The organism is uncultured Desulfovibrio sp. (assembly GCF_944327235.1).
Lineage (GTDB): Bacteria > Desulfobacterota > Desulfovibrionia > Desulfovibrionales > Desulfovibrionaceae > Desulfovibrio.
On sequence record NZ_CALVHE010000015.1, the window covers coordinates 1 to 15,923 of the forward strand.

Annotated in this window: 13 protein-coding genes; 8 read left to right on the forward strand and 5 right to left on the reverse strand. The window is 64.1% G+C overall.

Going from position 1 to position 15,923, the window contains the following annotated elements; genetic code table 11:
* The 3 genes from Q0K00_RS03835 to amrA all read left to right on the forward strand — a co-directional run.
* The coding region (locus Q0K00_RS03835; protein WP_297227485.1) for a hypothetical protein at positions 1–1,059 on the forward strand (1,059 nt) is incomplete at its 5' end.
* A gap of 170 nt (positions 1,060–1,229) precedes the next feature.
* Positions 1,230–2,405: a hypothetical protein gene (locus Q0K00_RS03840; protein ID WP_297227486.1), complete on the forward strand. Its 1,176-nt coding sequence runs from the start codon at positions 1,230–1,232 to the stop codon at positions 2,403–2,405.
* 167 nt (positions 2,406–2,572) lie between these two features.
* Positions 2,573–3,295, forward strand: coding sequence for an AmmeMemoRadiSam system protein A (amrA, locus tag Q0K00_RS03845; protein ID WP_297227487.1), 723 nt, complete (start codon positions 2,573–2,575; stop codon positions 3,293–3,295).
* A 612-nt stretch (positions 3,296–3,907) separates the two neighbouring features.
* Here amrA and tyrS read toward each other — a convergent pair.
* The 5 genes from tyrS to Q0K00_RS03870 all read right to left on the reverse strand — a co-directional run bounded on the left by tyrS (position 3,908) and on the right by Q0K00_RS03870 (position 8,717).
* The gene (gene tyrS, locus Q0K00_RS03850) at positions 3,908–5,107 is read right to left on the reverse strand and encodes a tyrosine--tRNA ligase (RefSeq protein ID WP_297227488.1); all 1,200 of its coding nucleotides are present in this window, start codon (positions 5,105–5,107) and stop codon (positions 3,908–3,910) included.
* A 150-nt stretch (positions 5,108–5,257) separates the two neighbouring features.
* A complete protein-coding gene (locus Q0K00_RS03855; RefSeq protein WP_297227489.1) occupies positions 5,258–5,509 on the reverse strand; it encodes a hypothetical protein in 252 nt (83 codons plus the stop codon).
* Between the two features lie 188 nt (positions 5,510–5,697).
* Complete coding sequence (locus Q0K00_RS03860; protein ID WP_297227490.1) at positions 5,698–6,486, reverse strand: YkgJ family cysteine cluster protein; 789 nt, start codon at positions 6,484–6,486, stop codon at positions 5,698–5,700.
* Between the two features lie 28 nt (positions 6,487–6,514).
* Positions 6,515–7,162, reverse strand: coding sequence for a sulfur carrier protein ThiS adenylyltransferase ThiF (gene thiF / locus Q0K00_RS03865; RefSeq protein WP_297227491.1), 648 nt, complete (start codon positions 7,160–7,162; stop codon positions 6,515–6,517).
* 94 nt (positions 7,163–7,256) lie between these two features.
* Entirely contained in the window at positions 7,257–8,717 is a 1,461-nt protein-coding gene (locus Q0K00_RS03870) for a BPL-N domain-containing protein (protein WP_297227493.1), read from the reverse strand.
* A gap of 38 nt (positions 8,718–8,755) precedes the next feature.
* On the opposite strand from Q0K00_RS03870, the gene Q0K00_RS03875 reads away from it, so the two are divergent.
* The 5 genes from Q0K00_RS03875 (at position 8,756) to Q0K00_RS03895 (ending at position 15,774) form a co-directional block, all read left to right on the forward strand.
* Positions 8,756–11,425 (forward strand): valine--tRNA ligase, encoded by a 2,670-nt coding sequence (locus Q0K00_RS03875; protein ID WP_297227494.1) that lies wholly within the window; start codon positions 8,756–8,758, stop codon positions 11,423–11,425.
* Positions 11,418–12,281, forward strand: a complete 864-nt coding sequence (locus Q0K00_RS03880; RefSeq protein WP_297227495.1) for a hypothetical protein — start codon at positions 11,418–11,420, stop codon at positions 12,279–12,281. Before Q0K00_RS03875 ends, Q0K00_RS03880 begins: the two co-directional genes overlap by 8 nt.
* Before the next feature lie 242 nt (positions 12,282–12,523).
* Complete coding sequence (locus Q0K00_RS03885; RefSeq protein WP_297227496.1) at positions 12,524–13,180, forward strand: hypothetical protein; 657 nt, start codon at positions 12,524–12,526, stop codon at positions 13,178–13,180.
* Positions 13,181–13,245: 65 nt separating this feature from the next.
* Positions 13,246–13,545, forward strand: a complete 300-nt coding sequence (locus Q0K00_RS03890) for a hypothetical protein (protein WP_297227497.1) — start codon at positions 13,246–13,248, stop codon at positions 13,543–13,545.
* Positions 13,546–13,743: 198 nt separating this feature from the next.
* Positions 13,744–15,774, forward strand: coding sequence for a methyl-accepting chemotaxis protein (locus Q0K00_RS03895; RefSeq protein WP_297227498.1), 2,031 nt, complete (start codon positions 13,744–13,746; stop codon positions 15,772–15,774).
* Positions 15,775–15,923: the final 149 nt, after the last annotated feature.

Here is a 15,923-nt window from a genome sequence, read left to right on the forward strand (position 1 = left end):
TTCCTTGCCCTGCTGCTCACGCTCACGGCATGTGCGCGCGGCGGCGTTACCCCGTCGGCCTTCGGCGGCGGTTCAGGCACGGAGAGCGATCCCTACCTGATCGCCACGGAAGCGCATCTGCGGGACCTTGCCGCCGCTCCCACCCTGTATGGGGGAAAGCATTTCCTGCAGATCGCGGACATCAGGCTCAACGGCGAATGGGTCCCGATCGGACGAGTGAGCGAGGATCCCCTGTTCACCGACAACAAGAACCCCGTCATCAGGGACTTTTCCGGCCGGTACAACGGCAACGGACACAAGATAACCGGTCTCACCATAAAAAATAACCCTTACCAGTGCTCCGGTCTGTTCGGATCTATCGGAGCCGAAGGTGAGGTACGAAATCTCACTGTCGAGACTTCGCCGGAAGGACTCTCCAGTACAAGAGACTACACCTTGTCAGGCATAATCGTCGGTTACAATATCGGGGTGATAGAAAACTGCATCACACGCGGCCGGGTGGAGGGCGGCGTCCGTGCCGGGGGCATCGCGGGCATCAATGAAGGCGTCGTGAAAAACTGCGTCAATCACGCCGCGATCGCCTCAAACGGCGTATGCATATTTTTTCCCGCCGGCGGCATAGCGGGCGAGAACAATGGCGTGAGGATCTCAAGGGAAGGGTTGATAACAGGCTGCACGAACTACGGCCCCGTAGCGGCGGCGGCGAACGCCGGCGGCATCGTCGCGGAAAACATCGGGACCGTCCAGGATTGCGTCAATAACGGTTCGGTTTCAGCAAAGGGGGACCCAGTCGATATCACCGCCGGCGGTGTGGCCGGAACCAACAGGACGTTGATAGCCCGATGCCGGAATACCGGCACGATCAGGGCATCGGGCCTAAAGGCGACTTTTGCGGGAGGCCTCGTAGGCGTGCACCTCGGGAAAATGACCGACAGCTACAGTTCCGTCGATGCGAGCGTGAAGGGGGATCCTTCAGGGCATGGCGTCGTGGTGGGAAAAGTATTATCCGGTGGAATACTCAGCAGAAAGATCATCAACTGCGGCAAGCTGCGGCAATGACGGTCCCGGAGCATCTTGCCTTTGAAAAAGGCAAGATGCGAGGCGGCGGCCTGATGCCGCACGACCCGGCGTGAGCGGAAAACCGTGTTTTCCCCCGCGAAACTACAGGCCGCATGGCGTAAAACGCAAAGCATCCCAACCTGAAATGTTCCAGACAGGAGGATCCACCCATGTACGAGAGACAGCGGCAAACAACCGTGTCATGCAAAGGCGCCGCTCGCGCCGTTTCCCGTCGCGGACGGCTCGTCCGTTCTCTCTTCTTCCTTGCCCTGCTGCTCACGCTCACGGCATGTGCGCGCGGCGGCGTTACCCCGTCGGCCTTCGGCGGCGGTTCAGGTACGGAGAGCGATCCCTACCTGATCGCCACGGAAGCGCATCTGCGGGACATCGCCGCCGCTCCCCATCTGTACAAAGGGAAGCATTTCCTGCAGACCGCGGACATCAGACTCAATGGACCGTGGCGCCCCATCGGCCATTCGTCCTACTTCAGAGAGTGCGAATTTGCCGGCCGGTTCGACGGCAACGGACACACGATAACCGGCCTGACGCTGAAAACTTCCCCAGACTATCTCGGCCTGTTCGGCATGATCAGATTTGACGGCGAAGTTCGGAACCTCACCGTCGAAACGTCGCCGGAAGGAATCAGCCTCGATGATGATAATTACGCCCGAGCAGGCATAATCGCCGTATTCAGTGACGGCGTGATAGAAAATTGCATCACGCGCGGCCGGTTGGCGGACGGAGGCTTCCTCGGAGGCATCGTGGCGCAGAACCGCGGCATCGTGAAAAACTGCATCAATTACGCCGCGATCGAAGCGTACTCGGATAATTCCGCCCTCGCCGGCGGCATAGCCGGTACCAACTCCGGTATGCGAGGCCCGTTTAATTCGCGGCGTGATAGACGTGACCCTTCTCCAGAGGCTCAGATATCCCGTTGCACGAATCACGGTCAGGTGACCTCGTTAGCGGCCTTCACGGCCTCAGCAGGCGGCATCACCGCGGATAACATGTGGGGCACCATCGAAGACAGCTTCAATAAAGGCCTCGTTTCGGCAAAGGGGAGCAGCTATCACACATTCGCCGGCGGCGTGGTCGGAGACAACGGCGCGTCGATCAGCCGGTGCCTGAATACCGGCGCGGTCAGCGCGTCGGGCGGCATATCCCAAGTTGATGGAACCAGAGGCCCCGCTTTTGCGGGAGGACTCGTAGGCAATAATCGCGGGAGGATAGCCGATAGCCGCAGCGCCGTCGATGCGACCGCAAAGGGGGGCGCTCCTTCCGCGCACGGCGTCGTCGCGGGGGATACGCCCGGAAAGGTCGACAACTGCGGCAAGCTGCGGCAGTGAGGTCCACCGAGGGATACGGGCAGGCGCGGGCGCACCCCCCACTTGCCTCTGACGTGACAACAGGTGATCCGGGCTTTTCCTTGACGTGGAGCGGATTGCCCTGTTTTATTGTCTGCAGGCGACGGTCATCGCGGCCTGAAAGCTCTGAGGCCCCGCGGACCGGACAGATGTCCGAAACATCGTCCTTGCGTCAGGCGGTCGCACCGCCCGCCCCTGGACAGCCGTCCTGCACGGCCTCGCGCGACAAGGAGACGGAAATGCTGACGGAAGTGGAAAAGAAACTCCTGGGGATGTGCGCTCAACTCGCCATCAAGACGCAGCTTGCCGGAGAAGCGGCCAAGCAGGCCCCGGCCCTGCCGCCCAAGCTGGCCAAAAGCACGCTGACCAAACCTCTTGGCTCTTTTGTGACGCTCAAGATCAGGGGCCATCTGCGAGGCTGTATCGGCACCATGATCGGACATGAGCCGCTTTTCCGCAATGTCTGGCGCATGGCACGGGCAGCCGCATTCGAGGACTTGCGCTTTCCGCCTCTGCGGCCGGAAGAATTCGAGCGGCTGGATATCCATATCTCCGTGCTGGGGCCGCTCAGCCCCTGTCCGGCCATCGAACAGATCGAGATCGGCAAGCACGGCCTCCTGCTTGAGCTGGACGGCAGCAGCGGCGTCTTTCTGCCGGAAGTGCCGGTGGAACAGGGCTGGAACAAGCAGGCCTACCTGGAAAACCTCTGCATCAAGGCGGGATTGCCCTCGAAAAGCTGGCGCAACGAGCGCGCGCATCTTTACTGGTACGAGACCTTTTCCTTTGATGTGCCGCGGGAAGAGGCTCCCAAACCGGCTGACGTCCCCATGCAGGCCCCCAACGGCGCGCCCGAACCGGCAGGACGCCCCTAAGGCCTGTTAACACTATTCGCTGTCTGTTGGGGGGTAAGGGGAATCCCTCGCTCTGCTGTCGATGCCCGTAGCTTCCTTCGTCGCAACGGGCACGGCCTACGGCCGCCTTTCGGTCGCGCTCTGCTGTCGATGCCCGTAAGGCTCCTGCCTCGCCCAGGGCCTGTTAACACTAATTTTGCAAATAATTTCAATATATAAGCATATTGCCCGCACACGCTCCGCTTGCCATAGAGGCGGGGTTACCTCGTGTCCAGGGCTCTTCCCCCGGTAAAAGCGCGCTGGGGAAGGGATGGGGGGCTTGGGGGGAAGGGGAACCCCTCCCGCGCTGGCGGAGGGGTTCCCCTTCCCCCCAAACAGGCAACGAATAGTGTTAACAGGCCCTAACGGGCACGGACCTCAAAACAACGTGCCGCCGCCTCCTTCAGGGAGACGGCGGCACACGAGCCGATCAAGAACATTTTCCGTTTGGAATGTGGAGCCTTGCAAACCATACGGCCTGACGCTTCACGGAAAAACGCGGTCATTCCGCCTGGTTTCGGCCGGGCGGCGCTGTACCGCTACCGCGCATTTTGCCTTTTTCGCCGGCAAGACGCTCCGAAAACAGGGACGGCGTCAGGCCGTGACCGTCAGGCGCAGGAAGCGCTTCTTGCCGAGTTTGATGACGTATTCACCGGGCGTGAGCGGCGACAGGGCGTCATCGCAGCGGGTGCCGTCCACGGAAAGCGCGCCTTCCTTGATCAGACGCTTGGCCTCGCCACGGCTCTTGACCAGTCCGGCGGCTTCCAGGAACGCCGGGGGCGTGCTGTCCTCACCTTGGGCGCACGTATGTTCCGGCGCGTCATCGGGCACGCCGCCGCCGGCAAAGACGGCATTGAAGCCCATGCGGGCCTCTTCCGCCGCCGCCGGGCTGTGGTAGCGGCTCACCATCTCGCTGGCGAGCTGCTCCTTGGCGGCCTTGGGATGCACCCTGCCCTCGGCCACATCGGCCTTGAGCGCGGAGATCTCTTCCAGAGAGAGCGAGGACAGCAGCTCGTAGTAGCGCCACATGAGATCGTCGGAAACGGCCATGACCTTGCCGAACATCTCCGACGGCGGCTCGTCGATGCCGATATAGTTGCCGTAGCTCTTGGACATCTTGCGCACGCCGTCCAGCCCTTCCAGCAGGGGCATGGTCAGGATGCACTGGCTCTCCATGCCGTACTGCGCCTGCAGGGTACGGCCCACCAGCAGATTGAACTTCTGGTCCGTGCCGCCCATCTCCACGTCGGCCTTGAGGGAGACGGAATCGTAGCCCTGACAGAGGGGATAGAGGAATTCATGGATGGAGATGGGACGCTGTTCCCGATAGCGCTTCTCGAAGTCGTCGCGCTCCATCATGCGGGCCACGGTATAGCGCGAGCACAGACGGATGAAGTCGGCCGCATCCATCTTGCCCAGCCAGCGGGAGTTGAATTCCACCAGCGTCTTTTCGGGATCAAGGATCTTGAAGAGCTGTTTTTTATAGGTTTCGGCGTTGGCCACCACCTGCTCTTCCGTCAGCGGGGGGCGCGTCTCGGAACGGCCCGAAGGATCACCGATGCGCCCGGTGAAATCCCCGATAAGAAAGATGACGGTATGCCCCAGCTCCTGAAAGTGGCGCATCTTGTGCATGACCACCGTATGCCCGAAATGCAGATCGGGCGCCGTGGGGTCAAAACCGACCTTGACCCGCAGGGGCGTACCGCGTTCCAGTTTCTTGCGCAGCTCTTTCTCGTCGATGAGCTCGGCCACACCGCGCTTGATGACGGCCATCTGCCGATCAATATCCAGCATCGATTTCTCCTGTGATAGAGTACCGCGCCACCCGCAAAAAGGTGACGCCGCGCCATGACCATACGTCGGGCGCGGCGCGGCTGTCAAACGACAGCTGAAAAAGCCGAAGAAGAAAAAAATGGCTCCGCGCCGCAGCACGGAGCCATTTGCCTACATCAGGCCGAGCAACTGGTAGACGCGATTCTCGTTGAGGCCGCCATGCACGGAGAAGGCTGCCGTGTAATCGGCGCCGATAAGGTTGATGGTATCATCCAGCACCACTTCGGCTTCCTCGTCGGGAAGCAGATACGGGGTGGAGAAGCTGACGGCGTCACGCAGGGCGGCAGGGGCCGACCCCTCATCGTCCGTTTCGGGCAGCTGGAAAATATAATTGGGGCTGACGGTAATGCCGGAAACTTCCATGATCCACATCCTTTGTTTGTGCCTGAGCGGCTGTTTTTTCCAGTCAAAGACGGTTGCCCTGTATCTAGCAAGAAGAATGCCAAAAAAAGAAATCCGGTGAAAAACGCGGCTGCCGCCACATCCTTCACCGGAAAGATACGGGGAGCGACCCCCGCAAAAGGCATTTTTTTCCCGTCGGACCGCTTCGCTCAGGCTGTCCGCCGGTTCAGCCCCGGACACTGTCCAAAAATGACCAGCTCCAGCCAGTCCAGCCCGAACCGCAAGGTGGCCTCGTCGTCAAAGAGCACATCTTCCGCCCGCTGGGCGGGAATATCCACATGGGCAAAAAGTTTCTTTTCCTCGATGAGCGCCCGGAAGGCGTCGAGCTGGTACAGGCAGAGCAGGGCCAGTGTGGCAAGCTGCGGCTCCAGCGGCTTGCCCGTGGCGCTCACCATGCACATGAGCCGCATATAACGGTCATTGAAGGCATTGTAGGGTTGCAGCCCCTGATCTTCCCGCCAGCGCAACGGCGTCCATTCCTGCGTCCCGGAAAACCCGCGGCAATGCGGCTCCCGCATCAGGAAATGCCGCTCCTCCACACCCTGCCGCCCCAGACGGCTGCCGCGCCCCAGCGGATAGCTGCGGCAGGCCGCCGGACGCGCGGCATAGACCGAACAGCCTTCAGGCCCCACAAAGGGACAGGGCAACGTCTCCACGTCGTCCATATTGAGGAAGGGCAGGGGAAAGCCCGTTTCCGGGAAGGTACGCACCGTGGTGTAACGCTCCAGAAAACTTTCTCCGTCCATGCCCAGATAACGACACAGCTTCATGACGTCATAGGGGGTCAGCGGCAGGACCAGATCATGGCAGCAACGATTGAAACAGGGCACGCCGGGATGGCAGGCAAAACGGAACGTGCTGTCGGGCTCCATCTCCTCGAACCCGTCAGGCAGAGGGGGGAACTGGTCAGCGGCGAAAGGGGTGGACTGATCGCTCATGGCATCTCCTCGCAAGGCATGGCCCGTCTCAGCACGCGGCAGGGCCGAAGGCGTCGTCGGGCAGGACATCAAGAATGCAGGTCAGGGCCGCATCCGCCAGCAGGGCGGCGGCTTCGGTCACGCGCGGGGCCAGCGGCGGCGCTTCCAGGATGTCGGTGGTGAAGTCGCCCACAAGGGTCAGACTGCCCAGGGCGCGCTTCCGCATGGGCGCGCCGTTGTATCCGCCCATGCCGGAGGCGCTCACCACATGGCGGCCGCCGAGCATGGCCTGTTCCACCAGCAGCCGCTTGTCCGCCGCGCCGTCCAGCGCCTCGACCCAGAGCGGACAGGCAGGCAGCAGCGCGGGCAGACTGTCCGCCGTGATGCGCTCCTGACGGCGATCCACCGTGACGGCCGGATTGAGCTCACGCAAGAGCTCGGTCAGACACTCCACCTTGGGCCGTCCCACATGACGCGGCCAGAACTGCTGGCGATTGAGGTTGGAGGCGTCCACCACATCGTCGTCGATGAGCAGGAAGCGCTCCACGCCGCTGCGGGCCAGCATCAGCGCGGCATTGGAGCCCAGCCCCCCCGCGCCGGCGATGCCCACGCGCACGGATCGCAGGCGCGCGAGCTGGTCGGGCGCAAGATAGCGGGCAAGGCCGCGCCGGAGAAGATTGTCGCCGTTGTCGTTCATGGCAGCCCTCCGTCAGACTGACATCTCCGCGGGCCGGACGGGACGTGCGTCCCCCGCGGGGCTTTTTGCGGATATCTCCCCGCCTGCCCGTCGTTCAGGGGGCGGGCTGTTCCACCTGCTGGGAAAGAAAGATGAGCTCCTCGACCATGAGCAGCAGCTCCTCGATGAGACCGCCGCCCCGCATGGGATGGCCGAAGATGGCTTCCCGCTGATTGTCGAGGCCGCGCCTGTCCACGGCGTCCGGCACCGTGGGGGCCAGCGCCTCGGCCAGACGGCAGGCCAGCAGGTACCCCTCGGCCCCGGCCCGGAACAAACGCGCCAGATCCGCCAGCCGCTGCCCGCACCCTTCCCAGAAAGCCAGGGCCTGCGGCGAGGGCGCGAGCGAAGCCAGCGTATGCAGAGCGGTATGCAGATTGTTGCAGGTGCCGCCGGGCAGGCCCGCCTTCCAGCCCCAGAGCCACGGCGTGCGCCGGAAAAAGAGATGATGCTCCGCCGCCAGATCGAGCACCTCGCGGACGCAACGCAGCGCCTCCCGCAGGGGCGCGCGGGCCGCCGCGGGCCAGAAGACGGCCTCCGCCGGGGCATCCATATCCCAGGCGGGCACATGTTCCGTGGACGGCTCCCAGCCGGACAGCTCACGCAGCAGATGGGCCAGCCAGCGGTTGGCGTCCGGGCTGTCCGGAGTCTCCAGATGCGAATAGCTGAGGACGTAGCGGCCCTGCCCGTAGTTGCCCGCCGCCATGAGCGGCTGATCCGTCAGGAAGTCCGCCGAAAGATTCACGCCGTACAGCGCCTGCCAGGCCTCAAGGACATGTTCCGGTATCCGCTGCAGCGGCAGGTCGGCCAGCCAGAAATCCCTGTCCGGGCTGTGATAACCGGCCAGCACGCTCACGCTGTCGCCCGGCGTGGGGGCAAAGCGGCCCGGCCACCAGACCGGCAGGGACGGCCTGTGAGCGGCGGCCTCCGGCGCGGGGCCGCGTTCGCAGCGTCCGCGTACGCCCTCCCGCGTGCATCCCCGCCAGCAGGGCGGCACCAGCGCGCAGGCATCATCCCCCAAAGGCGGACGCAGGGGATCGACGACCTCGGCCGCTGCGGCATCCGGGACGGCGGGCGTGGCGCTCCCGTCCGGCAGACACGAGCGCACCCGCACCAGCGCATGACCGGAAATGAGGTGCTGCTGCCGTTCGGGATAGCTGCCGCGCGACCACGGGCAGATGTGCAGGCCCTCCTCGGCACGAGCATGACTGAGGGCCAGCCCGGCCCCGCCGCAAAAGCCCAGATAGCGCCCGCCCTCGCGCAGCCAGCGGCGCACGGCCTCGCGGCCCGTCTCGCCCAGGGCCTGCGCCTTGAGCCGGGCATTCCCGCCCGGCGCCATGAGCAGCGGCGCGGCCTGCCCTGCTCCCTGCGGCTTGCCTAAAAGGCCGCCATTGGCTATGTCTTTTCCCTTGACCAGACGAGAGGGCAGGCCCAGCGCGCGAAGAGCGCGCCAGACCATGAGACCCCAGATGTGGGAATCGTCCCAGAGGACGAGTATCGTGGGTTGCGTGACCTGCATAACAAGACAGTATTGCCGCCTTTCATGGAGAAAGCAAGATGGCTGACACCCTCCCCAAGGGCTATGAGCCCCGTGATGTGGAAGAGCGCTGGCGCGCCCACTGGCAGGACAACAAGACTTTCACGCCCGACCCCGACGCGCCGGGCGATCCCTACTGCATCGTCATCCCGCCGCCCAACGTCACCGGCGCGCTGCACATCGGCCATGCCCTGAACCAGACGCTCATCGACGTGCTTTGCCGCCATGCCCGCCAGAAGGGCAAGAACGTCCTCTGGATCCCCGGTACGGACCATGCGGGCATCGCCACCCAGAACGTGGTGGAACGCGCTCTGGCCAAGGAGGGGAAGACCCGTCAGGACCTCGGCCGGGAAGCCTTCATCGAACGCGTCTGGCAATGGCGGGAAGATTACGGGCACCGCATCCTCAATCAGGTCCGCGCCCTGGGGGCCTCCGTGGACTGGACGCGCCTGCGCTTCACCATGGACGAGGGGCTTTCCCGCGCCGTACGCAAGGTCTTCGTGCAGCTCTTCAACGAGGGACTGATCTACAAGGGAGACTACATCATCAACTGGTGCTCCCGCTGCCACACGGCCCTGGCCGATGACGAGGTGGAACACGAACCGCACCGGGGCAAGCTCTGGAAGGTGCGCTACCACCTCGAGGACGGCAGCGGCGAGATCGTCATCGCCACCACCCGTCCGGAGACCATCCCCGGCGACACCGCCATTTGCGTGCATCCCGAAGACGAACGCTACGCCCATCTGGTGGGCAAGTCGGCCATCGTGCCCGTGCTGGGTCGCCGTATCCCCATCATCGCGGACAGCTATGTGGATCGGGAGTTCGGTACCGGGGCCCTCAAGGTCACGCCCTGCCATGACCATAACGACTGGGCGCTGGGCCGCACGCACAAGCTGGAATTCGTGCAGGTCATCGACGAGAACGGCGTCATGAAGGCCGAGGCCGGGCCGTATGCCGGTCTGACCAAGGAAGCCTGCCGCGAGAAGATCGTGGCCGATATCGAGGCCGCCGGGGACCTGCTGGGCGTGGAGGAGCTGGACCATGCCGTGGGGCACTGCTACCGCTGCCATACCGTGGTGGAACCGCACGTCTCCACGCAGTGGTTCGTGGCCACCACCAAGATGGCCCCGGCCGCCCGCGCCGCCGTGCCGGAACTGACGCGCATCCTGCCCGAATCCTGGGCCAAGACCTATTATCACTGGCTGGACAATATCCGCGACTGGTGCATCAGTCGTCAGATCTGGTGGGGCCACCGCATCCCGGCCTGGACCTGCGCCCAGTGCGGCAAGCTCATCGTGAGCGAGGACGATCCGACCGCCTGCCCGCAGTGCAGCGGCAGCGACCTCAGGCAGGACGAGGACGTGCTGGACACCTGGTTCTCCTCCGCGCTCTGGCCGTTCTCGACTATGGGCTGGCCGGAAAAGACGAAGGACCTTGCCCGCTGGTATCCCACCAGCGTGCTGGTGACCGGCTTCGACATCATCTTCTTCTGGGTGGCCCGCATGATGATGATGGGCCAGCACTTCATGGGTCAGGTCCCCTTCCATGACGTCTATCTGCACGCGCTGGTGCGGGACGAGTCGGGCCGCAAGATGTCCAAGTCCACGGGCAACGTCATCGACCCGCTGGAGATGATCGACAAATACGGCTGCGATGCCCTGCGCTTCACCCTCACCGCCTTTGCGGCCATGGGCCGGGACATCCGCCTGTCCGAGGCCCGCATCGAGGGCTACCGCCACTTCATCAACAAGATATGGAACGCGGCCCGCTTCGCGCTCATGAACCTGCCGGAAACGGCTCCCGCTCCGGTGGACCTGAGCACGGTGGAGGGACTGCATCATCAATGGATCCTGCACCGTCTGGAAGCCGTCAAGCAGGAGATGGACGCGGCGCTGGAGGAATACCGCTTCAACGACGCCGCCCAGACCGGCTACAAGTTCCTGTGGAACGAGTTCTGCGACTGGTATCTTGAGCTCATCAAGCCCGACATGCAGGACGAGTCCCGCAAGCCCGTGGCCCAGTATGTGCTTTGGACGGTGCTGCGCGAGCTGCTGCTCCTGCTCCATCCCATCGTCCCCTTCGTGACCGCGGAGATCTGGCACGCCCTGCCCGTGCCCGCCGGGGAACAGCCCACGGACATCGCGCTGGAGCCCTACCCCGCCGCCCGCCCGGCCTGCGTCCGTCCCGAAGAGGCCGCCCGCATGGAGCTCATCCAGGGCGTCATCGTGGCCGTGCGCACCATCAAGGCCGAGCTCAACATCAGCCCGGCCCACAAGGTGGGCCTGCTCCTGCATCCCGCCGACGCCGCGCAGGCCGCCCTGCTGGAAGCCAGCCGCCCCATGATCTTCCCCCTCGCCCGGCTGGAGAGCCTCGCCATCGGTACGGATCTCACCGCGCCCAAGGCCTCGGCCTCCTCCGTGGTCTGCGGCTGTCAGGTCATCGTGCCGCTCAAGGGCGCGGTGGACCTCAACGGCGAACTGGCCCGTCTGGACAAGGAACTGGCCAAGCTGGAAAAGGATGTGGCCGGCGTACAGGCCAAGCTGCATAACGAAAGCTTCACCAGCCGCGCCCCGGCCGAAGTGGTGGCTCGTGAACGCGAACGGGCCGAAACGCTGCTGGACAACCGCGCCAAGCTGCTGGCCCTGCGTGAACGCTTCCGCGAAGCGCTTGGGGATGAAGGCAATGCCTAGGCATCTGCGTGTTCTGACGGCGACCCTGCTCTGCGGGGTCGCCCTTTTGTTGCTGGCCGCCCCCGTAGAGGCCGCTCTGCCCGCCACGGAAACGCAGCGCATCGTCTCGGACATGCTGAACGTGCTGGACGACGACTCGCCGGCGCAGGCCCTGCGGGACATCGCCCGCTATCGGGAGGCGGGTTTCATCTACCAGCCCGCGCTGGCCGTGTCCGAGGAAACGTGCCCTTCGGACGGCGATCCTGATCAGCGCGCCGTGCTCAGCGGCATGGTGGCCGCGGATCGCGCCTTTGCCTTCTTTTTCGGCGATCCGGAGGACGCCACCCGCGAAAATCTCCTCTTCCAGACCTTTACCGATCGGTCCGGCAAGATACCCTTGTTGCCGTTGTGCCCGGATGATTACCATACCCTGCGCAATGAGCCGCACAGTGCGCGTGCGCGCGCCATCTGGGAAAGGTGCCGCAACATGGAATACGCGTACTACGTGGAGGAGGCCAAACATGACGAGGGCCTGCTCCGCCTGTTGAGCGCGCATATTTACGGCATCTACATCGAACGTCTCTACATGACATCGGTCATGGTGCTGGCCGCGGCGGAAAGCGATCAGCTGGAACCGCTCTTCCTGGTGCATCAGACGCTTGCCTCGCATCACGGCAAGGCGCTGGAACTGCTGGGCAAGGAAGGGGTGTTGGGCGAGAGCCCCGAGGAAAACCGGCGGCGCGCCGTGCTGGTGAAGCGCCTGCAGGGCCTGCTGGTCGCCAACAAGGGCCGTCCCACCCTGGACGGCCTGCGGGAGATCGTCACGCTCACGCAGGAAGAACGCGCCATCTACCTGACGCCCTGCCCGCTCCCCTGACGGCCCCTTGCCGGTCAGGTCAATACGAAAAAACGCAACGACCGTCCCGAGGCCCCCGGCTTTGGGACGGTCGTTTAGAGCAATTCCACATTGAAAATGTGGATTGCTCCGGTAGTCGCGAGAGCGACTACCCGCAACCAAACACACGGAAAAAACCACGCTTTTTCCATAGTGTGAGGGCAGCGTCAGCATTGAGATTGGACACGATTTCAATGCGAATCCGCGCTATTGCCGAGGCTCCCATGCTCCCACGTACGCTGTTCCTGTTCGCGTTTTGCTGCGTCCTGTCCCTGTCCGGCGGCCCTGCCTGCGCCAGTCCGGCGCCCCTTCCCGCCCCGCAGCGGACTTCCGGCCCTGAGAGCGCTGATCTCAAGCATCTGGTGGAGAAGGACGCCGACGAGTTCAGGGGATTCGTCATGCGAAACGGCATCAGCTTCCTCCCCGGCCCTCAGTATCCCGCACAGGAGGCCGCCCGCGAGGAGGCATACCGCATCGTCCTTGCCCTGCTGGATATCCTGGACGGCGACGCCCCGGCGCAGGCCCTGCGGGACATTGCCGCTTGCCGCGCGGCGGGCGTCATCCATACACCGCAACACGCCATTGCCGAAGCGGCCATCCGTCTGCCGACATGGCCCTGGGAAGAAAAGGAGGATATCGTCCGCGACCGCCATGCCGTGCTCGGCGGCCTCATTGCCGCAGACCGAGATTTCGGGCTTGTTTTCGGAAGGCCGGACGGCTTTTTGCGGGAAAACATCCCGCTACGCATCGCCTGTCTCCCGCCCGAGATCTGCCCGCTCCGCCGTCGCCGGAAGAGGCGCGCATCCTGCGCCGCCGTCCGTACAGCGAACAGGCCCTGTCCGCAGCCGGAGCCTGCCGCAAGCGGGAATACGCGCAGCTGATCCGCGAGGCGGCCCGCAGCCGGACGCATCTGCGTCTGCTGGGAGCCTATCTCTACGGCATCTATGTGGAAAGTTGCCATCTGACCTCGCTCCTGCCGCCGGAGGAAACCGCGTGCGCCGGGTCGCCGGCCTGCCTTGCCCTGCGCCGGGGACTGTCCGACCGTCTCGGCAGGGGACTGCGCCTGCTGGGAGGCAAAGGGATGCTGGGCAACGGCGCGGAAAACGAGCGCCGGGCCGCGCTGGTCGAACAGCTGCAAGGCCTGTTAGCCGCAGGCGGCGAAGCCGACGCGGCGGCACGCCTGCGAGAGATCGTTTCCCTCACCCGTGAGGAACGCGCACGGCATCTGCTCCCCTTCCTGCCCTGACGCCGTCCTCTGCACAAGCTCTTCGGGCCGCAGCAAGCCCACAGTAACGATCTCGACGTTTCACGACGTTCGGACGTTTTTTTCAGCATGGTAACGATAAATTACTTTTTTTTCCCTATGAATTTTTCTTTTTCTGTCGATAACTGAGAAAAATCCCCCTGTTCAACGTCATTTCCACGGCAAAAGCGAGAGGTGTCTATGCGCCTGAACCTGACTCTCAAGGTGGTTTCCAGTCTCTTTTGCTCCATGCTGCTGACCAGCGTCATCACCGTCGCCGTCGGCATCCACTTCATGACCCGACCACTGGAAGAGTCCATTGGCGATAGTCTTGAGCGGGTCCACCGCAACATGGACGCCGTCAATACGGCCACCTCTCAGCGCTACCGCTGCATCGGCCTTGCCCTGGCGGAAGACGGCGCCCTGCGCCGCGCCGTGGCGGAGGGCGACCGTCAGACGGTCCAGACCCTGATCGACAATTTCGCCCGCCAGACCCAGATCGACGTCCTCAGCGTCGGCAACGCGGAGGGCCAGGTACTGGCCCGCAAGGACAGTCAGCAGGCAAGCGGCAACGAGTCTACCCTGCCTGCCGTCAAGAACGCCCTGGGCGGCGGTGAGACCGTGGGCCTCTGCTCCATCTCCGGTATCCCTCACCTGCTGGGCGCGGTACTGCCCCTGCGCGGTGAAGGCGGTAAGGTCATCGGCACCCTCGCACTGGGCGTCTCGCTCGACAAGCCGGATCATATCGACTGGCTCAAGCGGATCAACGACCTGGAAGTCACCTTCTTTGAAGGCGACACGCGCGTCATGACCAGTATCGTCGCCAACGGACAGCGCGCCGTGGGCACCCGGCTGGAGAGTCAGGAGATCCTGGATGCCGTGCTCAAGCAGGGCAAGCCCGCCACGCAGGAGAACATGATCCTCGGCGAACCTTACCGCTCCATCTACTGGCCGGCCCGCGATGCCGAAGGGGAGATCATCGGCATGTGGTTCGCCGGCGTGCCCGTGGCGACGCTGGATGATCTGCGCAACACGGGCATCTCCGTCACCTGCCTGGTCAGCGGGGTCGTCCTGCTGGTGCTGCTGGCCCTCTCGGTGCTGCTGGGCATCCGTCTGGCTCGCCCGGTGAAGCATATCACCGCCTACACGCTGGCAGTGGCCGCCGGCAACACGCAGGCGCGGCTGGATGTGCATGGCACGGACGACATGGGCCAGCTTGCCGACGCTCTGCGCGGCATGGTGAGCAGCCTGCAGCAGAGCACCGCCGAAGCCGAAGCCAAGACCCGCGAGGCCGAGGCGCGGGGCGAAGAGGCCCGCAAGGCCCTTGCGGAAGCTGAGGAAGCCCGCAAGCAGGCGGAAAGCGCGCGGCGCGAAGGTATGCTTGCCGCCGCGGCACGCATCGAAAGTGTCGTGGACTCCGTCAGTGAGGCCGTACGCAGCCTCAATGCGGAGATCGAGAACGCCAGCCAGGGAGCCAGCCAGGCGTCGGCCCGTCTGGGCGAAACGGCGACGGCCATGGAGGAGATGAACTCCACCGTGCTGGAAGTGGCCCGCAGCGCGGGCAACGCCGCCGATGTGTCCACCGAGGCCCGCAGCAAGGCCGACGAGGGCGCCAACGTCGTGGCCAAGTCCGTGCAGAGCATCCAGAGCGTGCAGGATCAGTCCGGCCAGCTGCGGCAGGACATGAACACGCTGGCCGAACAGGCGCAGGCCATCAGTCAAATCATGAGCGTCATCTCGGACATCGCCGACCAGACCAACCTGCTGGCCCTCAACGCGGCCATCGAGGCTGCCCGCGCAGGCGACGCCGGGCGCGGCTTTGCCGTGGTGGCCGACGAAGTGCGCAAGCTGGCGGAAAAGACCATGAATTCCACCACGGACGTGGCTACGGCCATCCATGCCATCCAGAACAGCACCGACAAGAGCATGAAGCAGGTGGACATCGCTGTGGAGAACATCAGTCAGGCCACGGGATTTGCCGACCAGTCCGGCGCGGCCCTCAAGGAGATCTTCCAGCTCATCGAGACCTCCTCGGATCAGGTGCGTGCCATCGCCGCGGCCAGCGAACAGCAATCCGCCGCCAGTGAGGAGATCAACCGCTCCATCAGCGAGGTCAACCAGCGGGCCGACGAGCTTGCCCGCGCCATGCGTACGGCGGCCGCCGCTGTGGAGAGCCTGAACACGCAGACTCAGAACCTGAGCCACATCGTCGAAGATCTCAAGAACAGCTAGACGCGGAAAGGATATGCCCCGCATGGACGCAAGCCATGCGGGGCATATCGATAACGGGGGGAACTGACGCGAGATGCACGGTCGTTCGCGTCGGCTCCCCCCGAATATGTCATGGAACATTTTCTGTTTGAAACGTTTCGCGCTTCAAA

What these genes read in the sequence shown, in the direction of transcription:
- Q0K00_RS03885 (WP_297227496.1), top strand. Translation starts at nt 12,524, where the DNA reads ATGCTCCCACGTACGCTGTTCCTGTTCGCGTTTTGCTGCGTCCTGTCC.
- Q0K00_RS03895 (WP_297227498.1), top strand. Translation starts at nt 13,744, where the DNA reads ATGCGCCTGAACCTGACTCTCAAGGTGGTTTCCAGTCTCTTTTGCTCC.
- tyrS (WP_297227488.1), bottom strand. Translation starts at nt 5,107, where the DNA reads ATGCTGGATATTGATCGGCAGATGGCCGTCATCAAGCGCGGTGTGGCC.
- thiF (WP_297227491.1), bottom strand. Translation starts at nt 7,162, where the DNA reads ATGAACGACAACGGCGACAATCTTCTCCGGCGCGGCCTTGCCCGCTAT.
- Q0K00_RS03870 (WP_297227493.1), bottom strand. Translation starts at nt 8,717, where the DNA reads ATGCAGGTCACGCAACCCACGATACTCGTCCTCTGGGACGATTCCCAC.
- Q0K00_RS03860 (WP_297227490.1), bottom strand. Translation starts at nt 6,486, where the DNA reads ATGAGCGATCAGTCCACCCCTTTCGCCGCTGACCAGTTCCCCCCTCTG.
- Q0K00_RS03855 (WP_297227489.1), bottom strand. Translation starts at nt 5,509, where the DNA reads ATGGAAGTTTCCGGCATTACCGTCAGCCCCAATTATATTTTCCAGCTG.
- Q0K00_RS03840 (WP_297227486.1), top strand. Translation starts at nt 1,230, where the DNA reads ATGTACGAGAGACAGCGGCAAACAACCGTGTCATGCAAAGGCGCCGCT.
- Q0K00_RS03880 (WP_297227495.1), top strand. Translation starts at nt 11,418, where the DNA reads ATGCCTAGGCATCTGCGTGTTCTGACGGCGACCCTGCTCTGCGGGGTC.
- amrA (WP_297227487.1), top strand. Translation starts at nt 2,573, where the DNA reads ATGTCCGAAACATCGTCCTTGCGTCAGGCGGTCGCACCGCCCGCCCCT.
- Q0K00_RS03875 (WP_297227494.1), top strand. Translation starts at nt 8,756, where the DNA reads ATGGCTGACACCCTCCCCAAGGGCTATGAGCCCCGTGATGTGGAAGAG.